The sequence below is a fragment of the Enterocloster alcoholdehydrogenati genome (genome assembly GCF_013282095.1).
GTDB lineage: Bacteria > Bacillota > Clostridia > Lachnospirales > Lachnospiraceae > Enterocloster > Enterocloster alcoholdehydrogenati.
Genome location: NZ_BLTJ01000009.1, coordinates 1 through 20,145, shown reverse-complemented (window position 1 = coordinate 20,145; position 20,145 = coordinate 1). Strand labels below are relative to the sequence as shown.

At 44.9% G+C, this 20,145-nt stretch carries 36 protein-coding genes and 1 pseudogene; 27 read left to right on the top strand and 10 right to left on the bottom strand.

The window, feature by feature from the left end:
• The first annotated feature begins 13 nt into the window (after window positions 1–13).
• Complete coding sequence (locus HW447_RS11325; protein WP_176255379.1) at window positions 14–862, top strand: patatin-like phospholipase family protein; 849 nt, start codon at window positions 14–16, stop codon at window positions 860–862.
• 94 nt (window positions 863–956) lie between these two features.
• Here HW447_RS11325 and HW447_RS11320 read toward each other — a convergent pair whose 3' ends face one another.
• Window positions 957–1,304: a hypothetical protein gene (locus HW447_RS11320; protein WP_176255378.1), complete on the bottom strand. Its 348-nt coding sequence runs from the start codon at window positions 1,302–1,304 to the stop codon at window positions 957–959.
• Window positions 1,305–1,656: 352 nt separating this feature from the next.
• Between HW447_RS11320 and HW447_RS11315 the strand changes: the two genes are divergently transcribed.
• The 3 genes and pseudogenes from HW447_RS11315 to HW447_RS18415 all read left to right on the top strand — a co-directional run.
• Window positions 1,657–2,109: a spore coat associated protein CotJA gene (locus HW447_RS11315; protein ID WP_176255377.1), complete on the top strand. Its 453-nt coding sequence runs from the start codon at window positions 1,657–1,659 to the stop codon at window positions 2,107–2,109.
• Window positions 2,106–2,378, top strand: coding sequence for a spore coat protein CotJB (locus HW447_RS11310; protein WP_176255376.1), 273 nt, complete (start codon window positions 2,106–2,108; stop codon window positions 2,376–2,378). The genes HW447_RS11315 and HW447_RS11310 overlap by 4 nt, the downstream gene beginning before the upstream one ends.
• Window positions 2,378–2,473 (top strand): annotated as a pseudogene (locus HW447_RS18415) (manganese catalase family protein); the annotation flags it as partial. The gene HW447_RS11310 and the pseudogene HW447_RS18415, both read left to right, overlap by 1 nt.
• Window positions 2,474–2,485: 12 nt before the next feature.
• Here the strand turns inward: HW447_RS18415 and HW447_RS11300 are convergent.
• From HW447_RS11300 to HW447_RS18015, 7 genes are all read right to left on the bottom strand, one after another.
• Window positions 2,486–3,964: a recombinase family protein gene (locus HW447_RS11300; protein WP_176255375.1), complete on the bottom strand. Its 1,479-nt coding sequence runs from the start codon at window positions 3,962–3,964 to the stop codon at window positions 2,486–2,488.
• Between the two features lie 174 nt (window positions 3,965–4,138).
• A complete protein-coding gene (locus HW447_RS11295; protein ID WP_243176282.1) occupies window positions 4,139–5,224 on the bottom strand; it encodes an Abi family protein in 1,086 nt (361 codons plus the stop codon).
• Window positions 5,225–5,263: 39 nt separating this feature from the next.
• Window positions 5,264–5,671 (bottom strand): hypothetical protein, encoded by a 408-nt coding sequence (locus tag HW447_RS11290; RefSeq protein WP_176255374.1) that lies wholly within the window; start codon window positions 5,669–5,671, stop codon window positions 5,264–5,266.
• A 376-nt stretch (window positions 5,672–6,047) separates the two neighbouring features.
• Complete coding sequence (locus HW447_RS11285; protein ID WP_176255373.1) at window positions 6,048–6,293, bottom strand: hypothetical protein; 246 nt, start codon at window positions 6,291–6,293, stop codon at window positions 6,048–6,050.
• A 5-nt stretch (window positions 6,294–6,298) separates the two neighbouring features.
• A complete protein-coding gene (locus tag HW447_RS11280; RefSeq protein ID WP_243176281.1) occupies window positions 6,299–6,535 on the bottom strand; it encodes a type II toxin-antitoxin system RelE family toxin in 237 nt (78 codons plus the stop codon).
• 137 nt (window positions 6,536–6,672) lie between these two features.
• The gene (locus tag HW447_RS11275; RefSeq protein WP_176255371.1) at window positions 6,673–7,104 is read right to left on the bottom strand and encodes a zinc ribbon domain-containing protein; all 432 of its coding nucleotides are present in this window, start codon (window positions 7,102–7,104) and stop codon (window positions 6,673–6,675) included.
• Between the two features lie 47 nt (window positions 7,105–7,151).
• Window positions 7,152–8,015 carry a S24 family peptidase gene (locus HW447_RS18015; RefSeq protein ID WP_243176280.1) on the bottom strand — a complete coding sequence of 288 codons (864 nt, stop codon included), beginning with the start codon at window positions 8,013–8,015 and terminating at the stop codon, window positions 7,152–7,154.
• Between the two features lie 150 nt (window positions 8,016–8,165).
• Between HW447_RS18015 and HW447_RS11265 the strand changes: the two genes are divergently transcribed.
• Together HW447_RS11265 and HW447_RS11260 are read left to right on the top strand one after the other, a co-directional pair.
• Entirely contained in the window at window positions 8,166–8,393 is a 228-nt protein-coding gene (locus tag HW447_RS11265; protein WP_243176288.1) for a DUF739 family protein, read from the top strand.
• A gap of 27 nt (window positions 8,394–8,420) precedes the next feature.
• Window positions 8,421–9,260: a BRO-N domain-containing protein gene (locus HW447_RS11260; RefSeq protein WP_243176279.1), complete on the top strand. Its 840-nt coding sequence runs from the start codon at window positions 8,421–8,423 to the stop codon at window positions 9,258–9,260.
• A gap of 367 nt (window positions 9,261–9,627) precedes the next feature.
• Here HW447_RS11260 and HW447_RS11255 read toward each other — a convergent pair whose 3' ends face one another.
• The gene (locus HW447_RS11255; RefSeq protein WP_176255368.1) at window positions 9,628–10,002 is read right to left on the bottom strand and encodes a helix-turn-helix domain-containing protein; all 375 of its coding nucleotides are present in this window, start codon (window positions 10,000–10,002) and stop codon (window positions 9,628–9,630) included.
• A 183-nt stretch (window positions 10,003–10,185) separates the two neighbouring features.
• Between HW447_RS11255 and HW447_RS11250 the strand changes: the two genes are divergently transcribed.
• Window positions 10,186–10,365, top strand: coding sequence for a hypothetical protein (locus HW447_RS11250; protein WP_176255367.1), 180 nt, complete (start codon window positions 10,186–10,188; stop codon window positions 10,363–10,365).
• A gap of 5 nt (window positions 10,366–10,370) precedes the next feature.
• Window positions 10,371–10,550: a hypothetical protein gene (locus tag HW447_RS11245; protein WP_176255366.1), complete on the top strand. Its 180-nt coding sequence runs from the start codon at window positions 10,371–10,373 to the stop codon at window positions 10,548–10,550.
• Here the strand turns inward: HW447_RS11245 and HW447_RS11240 are convergent.
• Window positions 10,534–10,707, bottom strand: coding sequence for a hypothetical protein (locus HW447_RS11240; RefSeq protein ID WP_176255365.1), 174 nt, complete (start codon window positions 10,705–10,707; stop codon window positions 10,534–10,536). The genes HW447_RS11245 and HW447_RS11240 overlap by 17 nt on opposite strands.
• A 113-nt stretch (window positions 10,708–10,820) precedes the next feature.
• On the opposite strand from HW447_RS11240, the gene HW447_RS11235 reads away from it, so the two are divergent.
• The 19 genes from HW447_RS11235 (at window position 10,821) to HW447_RS11145 (ending at window position 19,999) form a co-directional block, all read left to right on the top strand.
• On the top strand, window positions 10,821–11,549 hold the full coding sequence (locus HW447_RS11235; protein ID WP_176255364.1) for an ORF6C domain-containing protein: 729 nt from the start codon (window positions 10,821–10,823) through the stop codon (window positions 11,547–11,549).
• 63 nt (window positions 11,550–11,612) lie between these two features.
• Window positions 11,613–11,774 (top strand): hypothetical protein, encoded by a 162-nt coding sequence (locus tag HW447_RS11230; RefSeq protein ID WP_176255363.1) that lies wholly within the window; start codon window positions 11,613–11,615, stop codon window positions 11,772–11,774.
• Between the two features lie 22 nt (window positions 11,775–11,796).
• On the top strand, window positions 11,797–12,018 hold the full coding sequence (locus HW447_RS11225) for a hypothetical protein (RefSeq protein ID WP_176255362.1): 222 nt from the start codon (window positions 11,797–11,799) through the stop codon (window positions 12,016–12,018).
• 16 nt (window positions 12,019–12,034) lie between these two features.
• Window positions 12,035–12,382, top strand: a complete 348-nt coding sequence (locus tag HW447_RS11220; protein WP_176255361.1) for a hypothetical protein — start codon at window positions 12,035–12,037, stop codon at window positions 12,380–12,382.
• 23 nt (window positions 12,383–12,405) lie between these two features.
• Entirely contained in the window at window positions 12,406–12,603 is a 198-nt protein-coding gene (locus tag HW447_RS11215; protein WP_176255360.1) for a hypothetical protein, read from the top strand.
• Entirely contained in the window at window positions 12,600–12,800 is a 201-nt protein-coding gene (locus HW447_RS11210; protein WP_176255359.1) for a phosphatase, read from the top strand. Before HW447_RS11215 ends, HW447_RS11210 begins: the two co-directional genes overlap by 4 nt.
• Window positions 12,793–13,011: a hypothetical protein gene (locus tag HW447_RS11205; protein ID WP_176255358.1), complete on the top strand. Its 219-nt coding sequence runs from the start codon at window positions 12,793–12,795 to the stop codon at window positions 13,009–13,011. Before HW447_RS11210 ends, HW447_RS11205 begins: the two co-directional genes overlap by 8 nt.
• On the top strand, window positions 13,008–13,664 hold the full coding sequence (locus tag HW447_RS11200) for an ERF family protein (protein WP_176255357.1): 657 nt from the start codon (window positions 13,008–13,010) through the stop codon (window positions 13,662–13,664). The genes HW447_RS11205 and HW447_RS11200 overlap by 4 nt, the downstream gene beginning before the upstream one ends.
• The gene (locus tag HW447_RS11195; protein WP_176255356.1) at window positions 13,661–14,086 is read left to right on the top strand and encodes a single-stranded DNA-binding protein; all 426 of its coding nucleotides are present in this window, start codon (window positions 13,661–13,663) and stop codon (window positions 14,084–14,086) included. The genes HW447_RS11200 and HW447_RS11195 overlap by 4 nt, the downstream gene beginning before the upstream one ends.
• Before the next feature lie 10 nt (window positions 14,087–14,096).
• Complete coding sequence (locus HW447_RS11190; RefSeq protein WP_176255355.1) at window positions 14,097–14,609, top strand: ERCC4 domain-containing protein; 513 nt, start codon at window positions 14,097–14,099, stop codon at window positions 14,607–14,609.
• Window positions 14,596–15,129 (top strand): CHC2 zinc finger domain-containing protein, encoded by a 534-nt coding sequence (locus tag HW447_RS11185; protein ID WP_176255354.1) that lies wholly within the window; start codon window positions 14,596–14,598, stop codon window positions 15,127–15,129. Before HW447_RS11190 ends, HW447_RS11185 begins: the two co-directional genes overlap by 14 nt.
• Complete coding sequence (locus tag HW447_RS11180) at window positions 15,122–16,963, top strand: DUF927 domain-containing protein (protein WP_176255353.1); 1,842 nt, start codon at window positions 15,122–15,124, stop codon at window positions 16,961–16,963. The genes HW447_RS11185 and HW447_RS11180 overlap by 8 nt, the downstream gene beginning before the upstream one ends.
• A gap of 319 nt (window positions 16,964–17,282) precedes the next feature.
• A complete protein-coding gene (locus HW447_RS11175) occupies window positions 17,283–17,552 on the top strand; it encodes a hypothetical protein (RefSeq protein WP_176255352.1) in 270 nt (89 codons plus the stop codon).
• 141 nt (window positions 17,553–17,693) lie between these two features.
• The gene (locus HW447_RS11170; protein WP_176255351.1) at window positions 17,694–17,975 is read left to right on the top strand and encodes a hypothetical protein; all 282 of its coding nucleotides are present in this window, start codon (window positions 17,694–17,696) and stop codon (window positions 17,973–17,975) included.
• Window positions 17,976–17,998: 23 nt separating this feature from the next.
• A complete protein-coding gene (locus HW447_RS11165; RefSeq protein WP_176255350.1) occupies window positions 17,999–18,250 on the top strand; it encodes a hypothetical protein in 252 nt (83 codons plus the stop codon).
• Window positions 18,243–18,803 carry a DUF551 domain-containing protein gene (locus HW447_RS11160; protein ID WP_176255349.1) on the top strand — a complete coding sequence of 187 codons (561 nt, stop codon included), beginning with the start codon at window positions 18,243–18,245 and terminating at the stop codon, window positions 18,801–18,803. Before HW447_RS11165 ends, HW447_RS11160 begins: the two co-directional genes overlap by 8 nt.
• 7 nt (window positions 18,804–18,810) lie before the next feature.
• Window positions 18,811–19,503, top strand: coding sequence for a DNA methyltransferase (locus HW447_RS11155; protein ID WP_176255348.1), 693 nt, complete (start codon window positions 18,811–18,813; stop codon window positions 19,501–19,503).
• Between the two features lie 15 nt (window positions 19,504–19,518).
• Window positions 19,519–19,695, top strand: coding sequence for a hypothetical protein (locus HW447_RS11150; protein WP_176255347.1), 177 nt, complete (start codon window positions 19,519–19,521; stop codon window positions 19,693–19,695).
• A 22-nt stretch (window positions 19,696–19,717) separates the two neighbouring features.
• Window positions 19,718–19,999 carry a hypothetical protein gene (locus HW447_RS11145; RefSeq protein WP_176255346.1) on the top strand — a complete coding sequence of 94 codons (282 nt, stop codon included), beginning with the start codon at window positions 19,718–19,720 and terminating at the stop codon, window positions 19,997–19,999.
• The last annotated feature ends 146 nt before the right edge of the window (window positions 20,000–20,145 follow it).

Sequence of the window (20,145 nt, the reverse complement as noted above, 5' to 3'; positions counted from 1 at the left end):
GAGACTGCAAAAGATGAAGAAAACCGGACTTGTGCTGGAAGGCGGAGGAATGAGGGGGATCTATACAGCCGGAGTGTTGGACCTTTTTATGGATCGGGGACTGGCTTTTGACGGTGTGATCGGTGTATCTGCAGGAGCAATCCATGGGTGCAGCTTTCTTGCCGGACAGAGAGGAAGGAATATTCGCTATTATAAGAAATACTGCCGGGACTGGAGATTCATGAGCCTTCGGAATCTTTTATTCACGGGGAATATTGCAGGGGAAAAATTCTGCTACCATACGCTGCCGGAGCAGCTGGATCCATTTGATTATGAAACCTTTAACAGGAATCCGGCAGAGTTTTATGTTTGCTGCAGCAACGTGAAAACGGGAAAACCGGAATATCTGCATCTGACAGATATGAAAGAGCAGATCGATTATCTCAGAGCTTCCGCCTCTCTGCCTCTTGTATCGAGAATCGTAAAGGCGGGAGGAAAGCTGCTTTTAGACGGAGGCTGTACAGACAGTATCCCTGTAAAGGCATTTATGGAAATGGGATATGTACGGAATGTGGTCATTCTTACAAGGCACAGGGGATATCGGAAGAAAGACGAGGGCAGCAGTATTACCAGAGCCCGCTATCACCGGTATCCTGAGTTTGTCAAAGCGGTGGAGCAGAGGCCGCAGGTTTATAACAGGACACTGGAAGAGATTGAGGTCCTGGAAAAAGAGGGAAGCGCTTTTGTGATCCGTCCCAGCATTCCCTTGACCATTGGACGGATGGAAAAGAATCCTCAGAAGCTTCAGAGCGTATATGAGCTGGGGTATCAGGATGGGGCAAGATGTCTTGTGAAGCTGCTTGAGTGGCGGAACCGTTTGTAGGAATCAGTTGTAAAAAAAGGTGTTTTCCTCTGGCCAGGACCAGGCAGGAAAACACCTTTTTGCTATTTATGCGTCATTGTCTGTTTTGTCAGCTTTACAGAAATTTAATCTCCGCAGCACTCGCCGTCTCTGGAATCCCGGCCCCAGGAGGCATCGCGAAAGCCCTGCCAGTAGCCGCGGCGCCAGCCGTCCCGGAAACCTTCCCGGAACGCACGGCGTTCTCTGTCATTCTGATTATTTCCGCATCCGCACCAGGAATTTCGGCCATCACAGCCGCGCCCGTCATTGGAGTCTCTGCCGCATCCGCCGCGCCCGTCATTGGAGCCACAGCCGCATCCGCTGCGCCCGTCATTGGAGCCTCTGCCTCCACAGCCGCATCCGCCGCGTCCGTCATTAGAACCTCTGCCGTCATTGTCATTGAATCCCCGGCATCCACAGCCATTATTTCCACATCCTCCGCACCAGCAGCGATTATTACAGCAATTTGAAAAAAGACAACACATATTATTAACTCTCCTTTTTGATTGATGGCAGCAGAACACTTATAAAAATATGGTTCTGCCTGATTACGACAATAGAAGGGGGAAAGCAGGTTCTATTGTCTGTGCAGCCGATCCGTCGGGTAAACCTGCCTGCAGGTCTGCCGGGCGGTAACGGCTGTTTGTACTATATTATATGGGACAGGAGGACAATGTGTGTCTGAGGGAGGAATATCATATGAAGGATAAAAAGCGTCACCCTCTGGTAATTGGTTCATAATATGATAAAGAAAGAAGGAAAAGGAGCTATTACCTATGGAAACTTACATGGATGGAAGAGTCAGCGGCTGTGGATGCGGCTGCAGAAACCGTGTAATTCCGGGATGTATGGACAGCGGAAACGCTCAAAGAGCCGGAATGTCAGGAAACTCCGGAAATATGCCGGAAATGGGACGGCGGGATATGGCACAGCCCTGTCCGTATATGGGAAATGGATATCCGCAAATGGGATATCCTCAGACATCATACCCTCAGACGGGAGGGGAGCCGGCTATGGGAACTGGTTCAGATCAAAGGGCGTTTGTGTGGCCGGTTGCTAACTGCCCGAATACCGCCGCCAGCCATCTGGAGCAGAATTACCCCGTCGCCATGGCCTATGTGCCCTGGCAGCAATGGCAGACTACCTATGCGCCGGAGCAGGGACTCATGCAGGGGACGATCTTCCCGGATCTGGATCTTCAGTTTAATTATGGGAGGTGCGGACGATGATGGAAACCATGCAAAACAGTGCCAGAGGGGCTATGCTTCAGGCCGTGAACCAGGCGGGATTTGCTGTTATAGAAGCCAATCTCTATCTGGATACACATCCCTGTGATACAGAGGCTCTTTCTTACTTTAATCAGATGTCCCAGGCCTACCAGCAGGCCAAGACTGCCTATGAAACACAGTTTGGCCCTTTGAATGCGGGAAACGTTCCTGAGAACGCATACTGGACCTGGGTCAGCGATCCATGGCCATGGGAAGGGGGGAACGTATAATGTGGATTTATGAAAAACGCCTGCAGTTTCCGGTTAATATTAAGGAACCAAATGCAAAGTTGGCACAGTTTATTATGAGTCAGTATGGTGGCCCGTAATGCAATAACTTATGATGTGTAGTAATAAAAGATAAAACGCCGGGTTTCACGGTCAAAAACGATCTGTTTACAGATGGCTCGGAGGGCATTGGCTTTGGTTTCGTTATCGACTTCCTGATCAGAAAGCACCTGATACACACAGGAGATTTTGGCCATGACCTCGGCCTGACTGGGCGGCGCGGATGTGGACTGCTGGATCTTCTGACGAAGTTGTTCCAGTGCGGCGGTCAGCTGCTCCCGTTCGGCATTCAGACGGATTTTGTTTTGCTTATATTCTTCCAGGGTATCAATTTCATTCTCATATGCCTCCCGGATGCGCTGCTCTTTGATGGCGATCCGATCCAAAGCCTCTTTTAAGGCCAGCTCCTCTCCGTTTGTTTCCACAGCTGTTTTCGGGATATATTCATACTCAAGATAGTTCTGCCCCATGGCATTTTCCAACGAACTCAGCACGGTTTGCTCTGCAATCCGGGCAGATACGCAGCAGGAACCAGGGTGGACGCCCTTGGCGTACTTCCAGCATTGAAAGAAGTCAGGACGCTTTTTCTGATTGTTGGAGCGGTTAAAGCCCAGACTGCTGCCACAGACGCTGCAGGTTAAAAGCCCTGACAGCCAATGCGCGTTAGCAGAGGCCTCGCGGCGCTTGAGGGGGCGGTATTCAGATGTTATCCGATTTTGGACGTTCTCGTAAATGGAGGTTACGGCGGGGCGGGTTTCATGTGATCCCTGAAAGGTGATCCCGTTCCAGACAACCTCTCCATTGTAAAACCGGTTCGTTAAAATGCGGTAAACTGCCCGACGATCAAAGAGATTGCCGTGGCGGGTTCGGTAGCCCATGGCGTTGGCGGCCCTTGCAGTGGCAGTCATATCCCGGCCATCGTGATAGGTACGGAAGATATACTCCACAATCGGGTAAGTCATCTCGTCAATGAGAAATGGTTTGCCCTCGCCGGCGGCCTTGTATCCCAGAGAAGGGGAGGTCTGATAGCCTTCCCGGAGGGCTTTTTCTGTCATGCCGCGCATGACCTCCCCGGACAGGTTAAAAGAATAGTATTCGTCAAACCATTCGATAATCGTTTCAATCAGTCGGCCGAACATTCCGTCCATAATGGGCTCTGATATGCTTTTGATCTCGATTCCGCACTTTTTTCGTAAGATCCCCTTGTAGAAGGTGCTTTCCTCCTGATTCCGGGCGAATCGGGAAAACTTCCAGAGGTACAGCCGTTTGAAGGGAGCGGGTTTCTGAGACTTGGCAATAGCGATCATACGCTGGAACTCCGGGCGGTTGTCAGCCTTCCGGCCGGATATGCCTTTCTTCTCTTCAAAGATATATTCTTTAGGGATCACGAACCCGTCCGCTTTGGCGGCATCAAGAATGACACGCAGCTGGGCATCCGGGGAAAGCTCTGTCTGATCGTCGGTGCTGACGCGGATGTAGGCGGCGCCGATCTCCAAAGTCTGTGAATTACTGGTGGGTAATGGCGGCATTATATCATCTCCTTGTGGATTGTATGAAAAATGGGTGTAAAAAATACACCCCTTGCCAGGATGTACCAGAAATGATATAATTCAGATGTTTGGTCTGGATTTATCATGGCTGGAGTATCCGGCAAGAGAATCTATGTGAAAGCCGTTCCTGTTGGCGCAGGGGCGGTTTTTGCTTTATGTATATTTTTTCTGCATTAGATTTTCTAATCGGTCGAATAAGTTGTTTGGGAAACCAAGCAATTTAAAAACAGAGTTTCCATTAAATGATGTATTCTCATAAGGAGATAAAACAATTTTTAAATCGGAAATAAAGTTAGTCACTATATAAGGGTCACTAAGCATTATTATAATGGAAAACAGTATAGCTAAGGTATCATCCTGGCCCATTTTAGCGTTGTATTCATCTTCAGAGATTACATTGTAAGTAAGAGACAAGAGCTGCTGTCTGGGTAATTGAGGAAGATTTAAAATACTAAAGGTTCTATTGCCATGGGCAATTTTATTACGATATTCTTTTGTTAAAGTCAGTGCCTTTTTAACAAATTCTTTTGTTTGCTCTTCTGTTATCAATCCAGGAGATATAAATGAATCACAGATGATGGTCTTGTCTTCGTTTTTTAGTATACTGTACCATTCAATAGTTAAACCATAAGATATATTTGTGGTTAGTATCCAAGCGGGAATATGGTTTTTATCATTCAAATAGTGAAGCAACATAGGGTTATTTCGCGTTTGGGTGATGCATTCCTTTAAACTTTTCAAAATATTAAGCCGCCGTCCAGTACCATTTGAGTAATGACGCAGATATAAATAATCATCAGGATTCAGGCAATGTAAATCATGGTAATCCGTATATACGCCATGCTTTTCAGAAACTAGATAGGATATTCTGGATTTAAGCGCCCTTTCCAAATATAAAATATATTTAAAAAGTATGCTGTTTAAAGAAGTATCTATAATATGAAGTGTGTAAAGCTCTTCAAAACGAGTGCCATCTTTAAAATCATCGCTGCCAGGTTTTTGCAAGAATGTGTTTTTGTAACCATTTATTAGACCATAATACGAAAAATTCCTTAAAGCTTCTTCAGCAAAGTGTTTATCTTCAATAATGATATTACGAGACTCTAAGACGTCTATCATTTCGGAATATGTTTTAAAAGGTTTATCATATGTGATTGTTTCTGCCATAGCAAAAGAAAAAGTCCCTCCTTCCGAAAACCGGTAAGAGGGACTTTTGCTAGTCATCTCGACAACGACCATTTCTGTTGGTCTCCATCTTACCATTTTGATAATGCTTTGTCAAGCTAATTTTATTGGGTCTCCGACTCGTACTAAGGGGTCTTTTGGTTTTAATTCCTGAATATCGGATTCATCAATATTTAAAGGTATATAGTCGGTTCTTTTTGTTTCCAAAAGAGGGGATAAGGCGAAACTGATGTTTTTGGTAATAGCTTTTTGCTTTTGACAAACGGAATAGGTATCTTCTACCTGAATAACCTCAAGTTCATCTTTAATGAAGCAATAGTTACTAAGAACAGTGCCATCAAGGTCCATGATTTCTTCGCCGGGTTCGTAGACTTGGATTGTTTGGCCAACACTTAAATCTCCCCGCCCGGTATTTACCAGAAGGGTTCTATTATCAATAATTCGTATTACATTTCCTATAAAATCAACACCGTATTTTTTTATCATTTCCTCATTAATCATAGTGAACCTCCATTATTTTATTAAAACGCTAGCGGCGATTTTAATTTAAACGCTTTAAAATTTCCCTCTCAGCTCCACAACTTTTCCTACAATGCGAACAGGTTTTGTTTCTATATCCTCGTTGCTGTAGAACATGGGGTCATAGGACGGGTTGAAGGAAATTAATTCAATTCCATCCCGGTATTTTTCTTAACCGCTTACAGGTTGCATCTGTACCATTTATAGTTGCGATAACAATTTCCCCACTTTCAGCATCATCCTCCTGTCAAGATTCAGGATGGATGGCACGCACGCCCTCCCGGCTGCTCGGTTAAGTATATTATATTGTCAAGGTGGCGGCCCCTGCGCGAGGCAGGGGAGGTTTTTACTTGCTTTATTACAAACCAAGCTCATCCATGGCATCTTTGGAGGAAACAAACTCGTGGCAATCAGGATCATTTTCTATTTCTCTGAGCATAGCCAGATCAAATTCGTCAGGTTCGATTTCCTCAACACTATCCCAGGCATCTTGGGTCTTGGGAGTGATAATATAGCGGTTCTGGATTAACTTCCAAAATACAGCAGCCTCCTGATCGCTCATCAGGGAGACAGCACCTACAATACGCTCTTTTATTGCAGTCATATAAATCACACTCCTTTATAAACTTGTCCACGGTTATCAATTTTTTCAATATAGAGAATATTTCCTTCTTTATCGAAAATTACTCTATGGTCACTAATCAGGAGGCAGTATCCAGAGCGTCCTTGCAAAGATTTTACATCTCCGACAGGAAGTGCATTGACTACAGTTATGATACGCTTTCTGGTCGGCAGGTCTTGTTTCTTTAAAAATTTGATTGCTTGTTTAGAATATTGTATTTCCAATAGGTCACCACCATTCTGTAAAAACACTAATCGTTGGTTTACTTTATTAAAACGCATAGGCGATTCAATATATTACTTTTCCAATTACTTTCTTTAATTTAAAGCCGTTCCTGTTGGCGCAGGGGCGGTTTTTGCATTTAGATAATGCTATTTTTTTTGGCAAAAGCAATATTACCAATAAGTACAAGACCAATAGCAATCTCCAGCATTAAGTACGCGGGAGCAATTTGGATTGATCGTAGGGCTGCAATGAAAGACAATGCGTAAAAAACAGAAGCGACTAAAATCAAAACTTTATTCTTCTTTTTAAACGCTGTCAGGAAAAATACACCCCCAATAATTAAAGCCCAACTAATTAGTGCTGCATTAAGATTTTGCTGAAGTCCTCCGTTGCTTTTTAAGACTGCGAGTGCCATCAATATCCCAAACACGATCAGGATTACATTAAAAACATAATATTTGCTTTGGCGTTCGCTATGTTTTTTAGAGAGTGGATATCCGCAATTCGGACAAGACTTAGCTTTTGTGCTGATCTCTTTCCCACATTCGGGGCATTTAATCATACTCATACCTATTTCCTCTTTCTTTTGATTTTTATTAAAACGCCAGAGGCGATTCAATATATTACTTTTCCGATTACTTTCCCCATACAAACCACATTGTCGTTTTCACGTATGGGAATATTTTTATATTCCTTATTTTTGGAAATAAGTTCCTTTTCGCCTAATTCTTTAATAAAAGCATCCCCATTCACTATAAACACGCCAATATCTCCAACATACATTTCAGCATCCCTTTGTACCAGAGCAATGTCCTCATTGGAAAAATCAGGTTCCATGCTGTCACCATTCACATCAATAGCAAAATCAGCCGCTTCGTACTCTGGCAGAGCCGGAAGCTCTATTTCGTCCTCTGCCTCATTTCCAAGAATAAAGATCCCTGTTCCTGCGGATGCGCCGGCCCGGAAGTAAGGGAGGGCAATAATCTTGCTTTCCTGCTTAGGGTGAAATTCAACAATGGTGGCAGAAGTTGGGGACTGGATGTATTTATATCCTTGTTCTTCTTCCATTTTTTGAACATTACAGAGATTCTCTGTATATCGAATGGCTCTTTTTTTGTTTTCATCAATTAGCTGAGTGAAATATTTCAATAATTGTTTTTCATAATATTGAATATTCCATTTCTCAGCAAAATTTTTACGGGACTCTTTTTGCAACTGCAATAATTCGGGATCAATTCTTTCCATAGGAACGTCAAAACCCATGAGCCATGCCTCAGAAACGTTTAATGCTAAAGCGAGTACAGTTAATTTTTCTTGTCCAGGAGATACTTTTCCAGAAATATATTGTGATAAGTCATTGCGACCTAACTTGACACCAAATTTCTTACAATATGGTTCGGCTTTTTTTAAAATGTCAACTTGCCTAAGACCATTCTGGTCCATGACTTTTTTTAGCCGATTAGCAGTCGTAGTCTTCATAATGAATCTCCTTTTATTTGATGTAATAATAATAACACGCATTGAACAAAAGTTCAAGATAAAAATTCAATTATTTTGAATAAATCTATTGACAAGATAGAGTGTGGTTTGTTAATATTATTATGTTCAAAAAAATTGAGCAAAAGAGAGGTGATATATTTGTCATATGATTATAGTAAATTAAGGGGGAGGATAATTGAGTGTTATGGAAAACAGCAATTATTTGCAGCAGCAATGGGATGGTCGCAAAGAACCTGTTCATTAAAATTAAGTAATCAGGTATTTTGGAAGCAACCAGAAATCACACGAGCTACGAAGCTACTAAAGATAAAAAACGAGGAGATTCAAAAATATTTTTTTACACAAAAAGTTCAATAATATTGAATTTCAAGGAGAAAAAATGAGATGCACGAGTTAATGATTTTTGAAGGTCACGAAGTAGAAGTATTTGAATTGAATGGAGCCGTACTTTTTAATCCGTATCATGTGGGGGAGTGTCTTGAGATGGCACCTGGAACTGTGAAGGATCACATGAGCAAGATGAATAAAAAGCAGGTTGTAAAGGTGAAAAATTCGGATGTCGGTTTAACCAACTTCCGAAAACTGAACAACGCCGGAGAGAATTTCCTCACCGAGAGCGGTGTGTATAAGCTGGTCTTTAAGAGCCGCAAACCAAATGCAGAAGCCTTTACCGATTGGGTAACTGATGAAGTCCTTCCCACGCTCCGCGAAACAGGTTCTTATGAAATGCCAAAAGCTAAAAAGAACAAATCGAACCGTACCGCATTATCCTCAGCTAACATGATGGTTAAAAATGTCATGAGCGTTTTGGAAAAGGCAAAAGTTGAACCTGTATTTATTGCTGCTGAGGTAAAACGCCTGTATACAGATCTGGGATACGAGGTAAAGGCTCCTCTGATAACGGATAAAGAGACCATGCCAAAGCTTTATGATTGTACAGAGATAGCCAGGGAACTGGGGATCTATTCCACTAATAACAATCCACACAATCAGGCCGTAAGCGTTATTATCAAGAAATTACATATACCAGACAGCGAGATCATCACTACAGCATTTAGTCGGAATGGACATGATGATGTAACGATTCAGTACAAGCCATCCGTTTTGAAAGATATGAGATCGTGGCTGGCAGAAAACAACTACCCAACAAGAATTCCTTATGAAAATTCAAAGGGAAATCAAAAGGTTTGTACAGTAGTGTACCGCAATGCAGGCAGAGACTGAGGAAGGGAGGTCAGAATATAGTGCTAGGATATGTGGTTCTTGTGACTCTAGTAGTTTTCTTTGTTGTAGGCCTTGTGCTTTTCTTTAAAGGATTATATATCGCAGTGAAAACCAAGTGCCGAAATATTGATGGTGCGTATTACAGCCTTATAGGGGCAGTATTCGTAAATGGAGCAATGCAGATTTTATCGGTGTTGCTCGCATAATCACATAATCCGTTCCGCAATTTTTAGTAAACGTGCTATTTGGGGAGAGATGTCATATGGATTATAAAACACTTATTATTGAAATGCTTGACAAAGCAGACAACCGTAGATTACATTTGATTTACTGCTATATCAAAGCGATTTTAGGACTAGGGTGACGCCTAGTCCTTTTTCTTTTGGATAGAATCCAAAAATTTCTCCAGAACGTCCCAGCCATTTTGATCTAAGGCTGCAAGGCCAGAGATTAGGCGCCTTTTGAAAGATTCTTCTTCATCTTTAAGGATATCTCCAATAAATGAAGCGATTTGAGCATCGTCGCTTTGCTCTACAAACATATTGCCAGATCCAGTGCGAAGCCATTCTTCATTAACGTGGAATTCCTTACATATAAGGGATAAAACTGCATCTATAGGCTCGTTACGTCCTAATTCATATTGCGCTACTGTATTTCCTTTAATTCCAAGACGTTCACCGAATTTTTGCTGTGTTAAATCTAAGTCTTTTCTTAATTTCTTAATTCGTTCGCCGGTAGTCATTCAGCTCACCTCGCTTTCTATATAAGATTATACAACCCCTCAGTTGTTTAGTCAAGAAAAAACTTCACAAAAACAAAAAACTTCACAAAAACAAAAATGAATGTTGACAAATTTGTTTTTGTGATGTATTATATTCTCAGAAACAAAAAAGCGCCTCACAAGCGCAGAAAGGAGACGATCACAATGTCGGAGAAACAGCAAAAAATTCTTAATACATTGGCAGAGGTACTTCCGGGAATGGATCAGTACGAAAAAGGCTACATGATGGGAACCATCAATACGGCCGCTGCCATGAGTAAGAAAAAGGAAGCGAAAGCAAAGAGAAGTGCAAAAGCTTCCGGGAAATCAGAGGAAGGGAGGTGAGAGAGGTGTGGATTTCAAAAAAGAAGTGGGATGCTCTTGAAAAAAGAGTAGCTGACCTTGAAGGACAAGTTCAAAGCCAGCCGATAAGATTCTCTGAAAATATCAAAGCTCAGTTAAGAGGTAGCGATATTTCAAGTGCACTTGCTGAAGAATTAAAAAAGGTTGTAGTCAATCATCTTGATTAAGCTTTTCATATTCAGAAATTGCAACAACAGCAGTTCGGGCAGAAATTTGAGCAATGACATTTGCAAGAGCGTAATCCTCGCTTTTGTCTTCCGGATAAATTTCTTCCATACGTTTCAAAATAGCGTCTTCAAGTATTTTGGCAGTTTCTTTAGTCAAAACAATTTCCCCCTTTCTTTGGTACTCGGCCTAGCGGGGCCTGTGAGTACAGTATAGGGCGGAGGGGAAGAAAAGACAAGGCAGTTTAAAGGTTAGAAAGGAGGAAACACAAAATGCACGAGTTACAGATTTTTAACAATGAGGAGTTCGGTCAAATCAGAACGGTCGAGATTGATGGAAAGCCATACTTTATGGCAAGTGATGTAGCAAAGGCATTGGGATATACAAACCCTAACAAAGCAATCAATGACCATTGCAGGGCTATAACGAAACGTTCTACCCCTATCAGCGGGAAAATGCAGGATGTGAATTTTATTGGAGAGGGTGATATGTACCGCCTTATTACACACAGCAAGTTAGAATCAGCAGAACGTTTTGAAAGCTGGGTGTTTGATGAGGTTCTCCCAGCTATCCGGCAAAACGGATATTACGAGAATCCTAATCTGTCCACTGAAATGAAAGCCATTCTGATGATCGATCAGAAGCAGGTTAAGATGGAGCAGCGTATGGATAAGCTGGAATATGACATTCCTCTATATGGTTCCGAAGCGGACGAGCTGTCCAGTCATGTTAAGCGCAAAGGCGTGTCTGTATTAGGAGGAAAGCAGTCAGAAGCTTATAAGGATACAGAAATTCGTTCCAAGGTGTACCGGGATATTTACGATCAGATCAAGAGGGAGTTCGGTATTTATGATGACAGCGGACGGCCGAAGTCTTATAAGGCGCTGAAACGGAAGTACATAGCGGATGCCCATGAGCTGATTGACTGCTACGAGGCTCCTACATTTTTGGAAGAACTAATTGAAATAGCCAATGCCCAAATGAATTTTGGAGTAGCTTAGGTAGGGTGGACAACGTAAGTTGTACAGCCCATAAGGCATAGAATCAGGAAGGAGGTGGTTGTAGTGAGGGAATACGGCTTCACAAATTACATCGACATAGGAAATACAGGGCAGGATGTCCCAATGGATTCCCTCAGCCCTGAGGAGCTTAAGAAGGTCGCATACGCCATGCAGGAACAGGTCATGGCAGTGGCCCAAATGAGAAAAAAAGCTAAGACCGCCTGAGAGCGGTCAGAAAGGACAAGCTATGGAAGTAATCAAACATACCCCCCAGCCAGAGGCCCCCATCACCATCACCCCGGAGGAATATGACGACATCCTGGCACTGGGCGGCCTGGTAGGGGATGAGCTTCAGAGATACCGCCAGGACAACCGCTGGGCGTGGAACCTGGCCGCGGCGATGGCGTTTCTGCTGGGAGCGGAATCAGTGGTGCTGTTTCTGGTGGCATATGGCGTGATCGCGCTGTGAAGGGAGGCGAGGAAGGATGAACAAGAGATTGAAGCGTAAGGCGGAGAAACGCAGGAGGCAGCAGATCTGCGAGGCCCTGGATCTGTGTTTGCAGATCAACGGGCTGCAGAAGAGTAAGCGGAGTCTTACGGGGGATCACCCCACCGCATTTTTTGAGTTTAACGGCCGTGCAGCAGGTGTGGGTGTACGTGTGTTTCGGTATGGCTGGGAACCGTATGTAGGTATAGGAGAGCGGCTGCTTTCCCGTATCACCCGTTCCGGCGAACTAGGGGAGATGATCGGCCAGCTAAAGCAACTGAAAAAGGACCTGCACAGCGGCAACTGTGGCGGGTCCAAAAAAACAAATAACACACCCTTATTATAAGGGAGAATGAGCGAGGAAACAAGATGGCAAATCGAAAAAATGATGTATTTTGCGCTGAAAATCAGTATGAGGAGGCTCTGATGCTTATGGGCCGGGTCAATGCGCTGGCAGGGATTATCCAGGCAAGCAAGTATTTCGTTGACCGTGAAGTGGTTGCGGCGGCGCTGGGCTTTGAACTGGCTGAGAATAAAGACAACGAACAGAGAGGAAAAGCAGAATGAAAGTGAAAGCAAAAGAACTGATCTCAGGACAGACGATCCGGGTGGAGTACGGTGATTACGGGAACTGGGTTAAGTTCCAGGTAGATGCGGTAAAACCGGATGGAAGATATATCAATGTGGACTGCCACGCAGGCAGCATATATACAACCCTGGCGTTGGAGCCGGAAGAGATTGTGGAGGTAGTGGAAAATGCCTAACGTGATTATGGTTAGGAAGCCCAAGGGCGTGAAAATCAACCGGGATGTACACGGGGATGCAGTGATAAAGATCAACTCAGAAGCGGCGGATACCCTGGAGCGGCTCCTCCGTGAAGCGCGGGGAAGCCTGTCAGTAAAGGAACTGGCATCCAGCATGATTAAATATGCGTCCAATGACACGATTATTAAGATTGAGGAGGATATGGAATGAACATACATGAGAAACTGCAGCAGGTACAATCCGATTTGAAGGCTCCCAAGAACCAGTACAACAAATTTGGCGGTTATAATTATCGGAATTGTGAAGATATTCAGGAGGCAGTGAAGCCGCTCCTGAAAGCAGTGAAGGCGGCGCTGGTGGTGGGGGATGAGTTAGTATTGATTGGAGATCGGTATTACATAAAGGCCACTGCTAGGTTCATAGACTGCGAATCTGGAGAAACTGTGGAAAATACGGCATATGCCCGTGAAGAACAGGAAAAAAAGGGCATGGACGTTTCACAGGTTACTGGCAGTACGAGCAGCTATGCCAGGAAATATGCACTGAATGGCCTGTTTTGCATTGATGATGTAAAGGATGCAGATAATCAGAATAATGCCTCCGGGGGAACGGGGAAAGGGACATCTAAGGGCAGCAGGAAAAATGACGCACGGAAAGTCCAGGGACAGGCAGGAAAGGTTACGGAAGCTATGATACGTACGTTGCAGTCTATGACAGAACGTTACAGTGCCAAGGGCCTTAAGATGGATAAAATCCTTTCCATGTATAAGTTGACTGAAATTACGGATATGGATACAGAGCAGTATAAGGACTGCATGGAAAAGTTGAAGTTATACGAAAAAGAGGGAGGAGCCAAAGAATGAATAATGTTCAGTTGGTCGGGAGATTGACCAGAGACCCGGAAGTCCGTTACTTGGACAATGGATCTACAGTAACAAGATTTACCCTTGCAGTGGACCGAAGAATAAAAAAGGAAGGGGGAGAAAACGCTGATTTTATTTCCTGTGTAGCATTTGGAAAAACAGCGGAATTTCTGGAAAAATGGTTCTTTAAAGGCCAGCGGCTGGGCCTGACTGGCCGGATACAGACAGGATCTTATACAAATCAGGAAGGAAAAAAAGTCTATACAACAGATGTTGTGGTGGACACAGCAGAATTTGTAGAAAGCAGGAGTGGATCCAGTAAACAGGGGGACAGGCAGGCCCAATCCCAGGGAAAAGATATAGGAGATGGGTTCATGGATATTCCGGATGATGTAGAAGACGAAGAATTGCCGTTTAACTAGAGGTGGCTGCATGAATATACAGATTGACTCAAGGGAAAAAGCGAGGGCAATCCGAGTGATTGTAGAGGAATTTGACCGCCGGGGCGTGGATCATTTCGTATCAAAGCTGTATGTGGGGGATTATATGAATTATGATAATCCCCGTCTGATTATAGACAGGAAACAGAACCTGACAGAGCTGTGCAGCAATGTGTGCCAGGGACACAGCCGGTTTCGGAATGAAATACTGCGGGCACAGGAGCATGGAATACAAATGATAATCCTGTGTGAACATGGGAAAGGGATTGAACAGCTGGAGGATGTGATATGGTGGGATAATCCACGCCGGCATAAGCGGTTTGTAGATCCAGAGACAGGCCAGTGGACGGAGCGTGAGACAAAAGCAATCACAGGGGACAAGCTGTATAAGATATTGCGCACATTCCAGGAAAAGTATGGATGCCTTTTTCTATTCTGCGATAAGAAGGATACGGGAAAACGGATCATTGAGCTTTTGGGCGGTGATAGATGTGGATTGCAGTGAGATTAAGAATACATACAGTATGCGCGATATCGTGGAGCGTTATGGGTTCCATCCGAACCGGGCCGGCTTTATCAGCTGCCCATTCCACCAGGGGGACAGAACCCCGTCCTTGAAGGTGTATGAAAAAGACTACCACTGCCATGCCTGTGGGGCAAACGGGGATATTTTTACATTTGTTCAGGAAATGGAGGGCGTTTCATTCAAAGAAGCATTCCTGAGCCTGGGAGGCACATACCGGCCCTGCAGCCGGATTGCATCCCAGAGGCGGAGGGAACAGATAAAAAGGGAACGGGAAGAGCAGCGTGAGGCGGAGCGGGAAAGAACCGCCTGGAAATGGAGCCGTCTGGGCGAAGTCTGCCGGACCCTCCGGATGCTGGACAGGCTGATCCCTGGTATGGAGCCGTATTCGGAGGTCTGGGAGGCAGCAGTCAGCCTGAGGGAGAGGAGCCGCTATTATTACGAGATACTGGCATTTGGAACGAAACAGGAACAGGAGGAAATGAAAAACAGGGATGGATGAGATCAGGAAGGAGTACAGCAGGGAAGAATTTAATACAGAAGAGCCATACCGTCTCCTGTTTGAACATAAGGACAATGGGTTTGCATACCTGCAGCTTTATAATGACTTGAATGCAAACGCAGAACGTGTCGGGTTCAGGCGTTTCGGGACCATGGTAAAGGCATATATGAAACAGCACGAAGAACGCAGGAGCGGGCTGAGCAGCGTGGTAAATAACCTGACGGATTTTAAGGACCAGCCCATTGAACTGCTGACCGGAGACTGGATTGCCAATGATGACGGGATCCTCCGGAGGAACGGCGAACAGGGGATGGATGTTGCCTGTGTGCACCCGATCCTGCCCGTGCAGCGCCTGGTAAATATTGATGACGGGACCGTGCGGCTGCGGATTATGTTTCGGAGGGATTTCCGCGGCTGGCGGGAGGTGATTGCCAATAAAAGCACCCTTTTCAGTTCCAGGGAGATCAAGAAGCTGGCAGATAAGGACATTTCGGTCTCGGACAAGAACGCAGCCTTCCTGGTGGAATACCTTCAGGACTTGGAGGATCTGAACCATAACACCATCCCGGAGGCCCAGTCCGTGAGCCATCTGGGATGGACATCCAACGGGCTGTTCAGTCCGTATATGGAAAACCTGGAGTTTGACGGCCTGGAGAACTTTCGGAAAGTGTTTGAATCGGTGCACCCTTATGGAGATTATGAGAAATGGCTCGGCATGACAAGAAAAGTCAGGCAGGCAGGATCGGCGGCGAGGATCGCTCTGGCAGCAGCCTTTGCATCAATCGTCATTAAAGCCATTGGAAAGCTGAATTTCCTCCTGCATTTGTGGGGCGGATCTGGAACAGGAAAGACAGTGGCACAGCTTCTGGCAGTTTCTGTATGGGCTGACCCAAATGACGGGGCCGGGTATCTCCAGACATTTAACGGCACCCTTGTAGGCCTGGAGCAGCTGGCCGGTTTTGTGAACAACCTGCCCCTGATACTGGATGAATTCCAGCTTGTGAAAGATAAAAAATCCTTTGAACAAACCGTATATATGCTGTGTGAAGGAATTGGGAAGACAAGAGGGGCAAAAGCCGGAGGCTTACAGAAGACCCCTACATGGAAGAACTGCACTATTACATCAGGAGAATCCCCCATTACCCATGCTGCATCCGGTGCGGGTGCGGTAAACCGTATCATAGAAATTGAGTGCAGGGAGATGCTGTTTGAGGATGCAGTTGAGGTATTGGATGTGATCCGGTCTAACTATGGGTATGCCGGGAAACTGTTCATGGCATTTATATCCACCGATCAGGCAAAAGAAAAGGCGGCCGGCATCTATAAGCAGTTTTACCGTGATATAGGGACATCCAGCACGGAAAAACAGACCATGGCAGCTGCAATCCTGCTGACAGCCGATGCGCTGGCTACGGAATGGATCTTCTGCGATGGCAGGGGTTTGACGGTTGGGGATATAGAACCATACCTCCATTCCAGGGAGGCGGTAGATATCGGTGCCCGCGGATATGAATATATCCAGGATTTTTATGTCAGCAATGCTGCCAGGTTTGACCCCAGCGCAGATCCCTGCTACGGCTCTGTATCCGGTGATGAGGTGCGTATAATCAAGAGCGTGTTTGAGCGCATCTGTGAAGAAGGGGGATACAATCCCAGAGCGTTGCTGTCATGGCTGGATCAGGCGGGAAGGCTGTCAAAAGGGAAGGATAACCTGTATAAATCTGCCAAGGTCAATGGAAAGGCGGCCCGGTGTGCGTGTATCAACATGGCTGAGAAGATTTACCCGCAGGAAGAATTTATCCCTGTGGAGGACGGCGAACTGCCGTTTAAATGAAGCCGTTACAGAATCCTGAGGCAGGGTTACAATTTAAAAAGCGTATTTTGTAACCGAAAAATCCAGTGTTTATGCGGGTTTGAGGGGTGCGGTTACAAAGTTACAAAAGTTACAGGTTTTTTATAAGCTTATAGGAAGGCATATGTATGTAAAAGAAGTCAGACAATTTAATCATCTATGTGCCTCGCGCGTATAGGGAAAAAAGTGTTGTAACCTTGTAACTTTGTAACCGGTCATAAAAAAACCAGTATTTATGCGGGTTTGAGGCCTATCATTTGGTTACATGAAGCTGTAACGCATTGTGACGACAGGAGGAAAAATGGATAATAAAACTATATCAGATATCTTCGTGGATGTCTATAACCGGTTCTGGATGAAATGGCGCGACCGTGTGCCGCCAGAAGATTCAGGGGAATGGGATGTACTGAGAGCGGAAGCAGATGCAATCAAGGAAAAGTACGGGAACCATATGGTTCGGAAGTGGGAAGGTACATCCCCTACAACGGAGGAAGAGCCGGTAGCGTCTCCACTTGTTAATTTTGTTATGGATGAACTGGAGGCCAGAAGCAGAAAGGGGCAGAAGAAATGAAACAGCTAAAGAGTGAACCGGTCTATATCTGCAGCATATGCGGGAAGGATATAGCCGGGGATCATGTATATATCAAAACAAGGAGAGGAACAGAGCTGCATATCCATTATGGGTGTATGCCAGTCAGGAAAGGAAAAGACGATGAATGAATATGCGATTGAATGGACAAAGGATCGGGACTATGCAGGTGTGACGGTTCCCAGTGGTACAGCTTGGAAAACGAAACTCCTCCGATATGCAGAATCACATCCAGAGGATGTAAAGGTTATAGCGGTTAATGAAGACGGTTCAGCATTTTTTCATGTACCAGTTGCCTGGATTAAATGCAGTCCTCCAAGGAAGGTTTCAGAGGAGCAGCGGGTAGCAGCAGGGGAACGTTTTCGTCAGATGTGGGAGAATAAGAAAATAGATGGGATTGAATAGATAGAGATGTTGGAGGATACAGAATGAAGCATTTTGAATGGATTTATGGCCGTGAGGGAGAAAAATATGGTATCTGGAACAGCGTCCGAAAGGAATTCCAGTTTGGCATCTGCGAAGATACGCCGATGCTGGCCGAAGCCAGATTGTTTCAGCGAATAGGAGACGATGCCCGAAAATACAGGTTTAAGATCCAGAGGCTGCCGAAGGATCAATATAGACACCAGAATGATGATGGCGTTTTGAAGAGTGAGAGGAAGGAAAATAGCCATGGCTAAGATTTTGATGCAGGGAAAAGAAAGATTTATGTGCCCAGTATGTGAGAATGAGAGGATTGAGCCGGGGCAGAAATACTGCCAGATATGCAGCGAGGCACTTGAATGGGAGGAGGAAGCGAGAGCGGAGAGATTAAGCATTGACGAAGCAATAATTCATGCAAGGGCGGTGGCAGAGAAAAAATATATAGAAGGATTTCTCTGCTATGCGAATAGCGGAAATATTGAGAATAATAAGAAAAATGATGGGTGCATTAAATGCGCAAAGGAGCATGAGCAACTCGCAGAATGGCTTGAAGAATTAAAAAAATATCGTGAATTGGAGCGCAAGCACCGCTGGATCCCGGTGGAGGAGAGGCTGCCGGAAGATGATAATTATATTCTACTATCGTTCAGCAATTTCTCTCTTCCGCTGATTGGAAGATATGAGGCTGATAATGATGGTGGAGGAGCGTTCTATCTGGGCGATAATGATGAGGGAGATACCTGTCTATCAGAGGATCTGTATGTTAATGCCTGGCAGCCGCTGCCGGAGCCATACCGGCCAGAGGAGTGAGGAGAGTATGGATTTCGGATATTACAACATGGATTGTATGGACGGGATGAAGCAGTTTTCGGACAAGTATTTTGACCTTGCCATTGTTGATCCGCCTTACTTCTCTGGCCCAGAACGCAGAGAATATTACGGCAGGAAAGTAAGCCCAATAGGTGTACAGCGGCATTATGAGCCATCAGGGAGTTGGGAGGTGCCAGGGGAAGATTACTTCCGGGAACTGGAACGTGTCTCCAAGCATCGGATCGTATGGGGATGTAATTATTTTAACTGGATTTTCCCGGCGGGGAGAATTGTGTGGGACAAGTGCAATGGGAGCAGCAGTTTCTCAGATTGTGAGATAGCTTCCTGCAGCCTGCATGATTCAGTCCGTCTGTTCCGGTATATGTGGAATGGGATGATGCAGGGAAAGAGCATAGAGGAAGGATGGATACAGCAGGGAAATAAGAAACTCAATGAGAAACGGATCCATCCAACCCAGAAACCAGTCAATCTCTACCGCTGGCTGATCCAGAAGTACATACAACCCGGGTGGAAGGTACTGGACACTCATGTAGGAAGCGCAAGCAGTCTGATAGCGTACGAGGAGGCTGAGATTCCATATGTAGGATTTGAGATTGATCCTAATCGGTATGAGATGTCGAAACAGAGGCTTGAAACGCATAGGGCGCAGCTGACGTTACGTGAGTTTGGGATAATTTAGTCTTTGGAGGAGAAGATGAAAAACATAGATCGCATAAAAAGCATGAGCGAAGAAGAACTGACGGAATTATTTCATGAAATTCCATTCGATTGTGCGGAAAGATGTCCTGGTTTTGGGAATGGCTGCCTTGGAACGTGTACGCATGATGCTGGCCGGGATTTTATACGTGACTGGCTGAATGAAGAAAATTAAGATTTGATGGAGGAAAAAAAAGGTGGATGCAGTTGGAAGTATCAGTGTGATACGAAATTTTATGGGAAATGCTGGACGTAATATGTGCAATGACAGTTTATACAAAGCATTAGAGGATGCAGATACGGCATTGCAGTTGCAAATCCCAAGAAAAACGATAGTAAAGATTTTAAACGAAGATGTAAGCGCAGGAATCGTAGTATTTAAAGCGGGAACAAAGGTACATTACTGTCCAGAGTGCCTTGGAGTTGTTTCGGGATCACAGAATTATTGTAATAGATGTGGCCAGAAACTGATTTGGTAAACTGACAATTAAAACTTAAGAAAGGAGCTGGAACCTCCGGCCGGGGTAATGCTATAGCAGGTTCCTTTCAGAAAAATGGAAAAGAAAGAATTAACTACAGAAGAGTGGAAGACCGAAAAGAAGAAAAAGAAAGCGCAGATGACCGC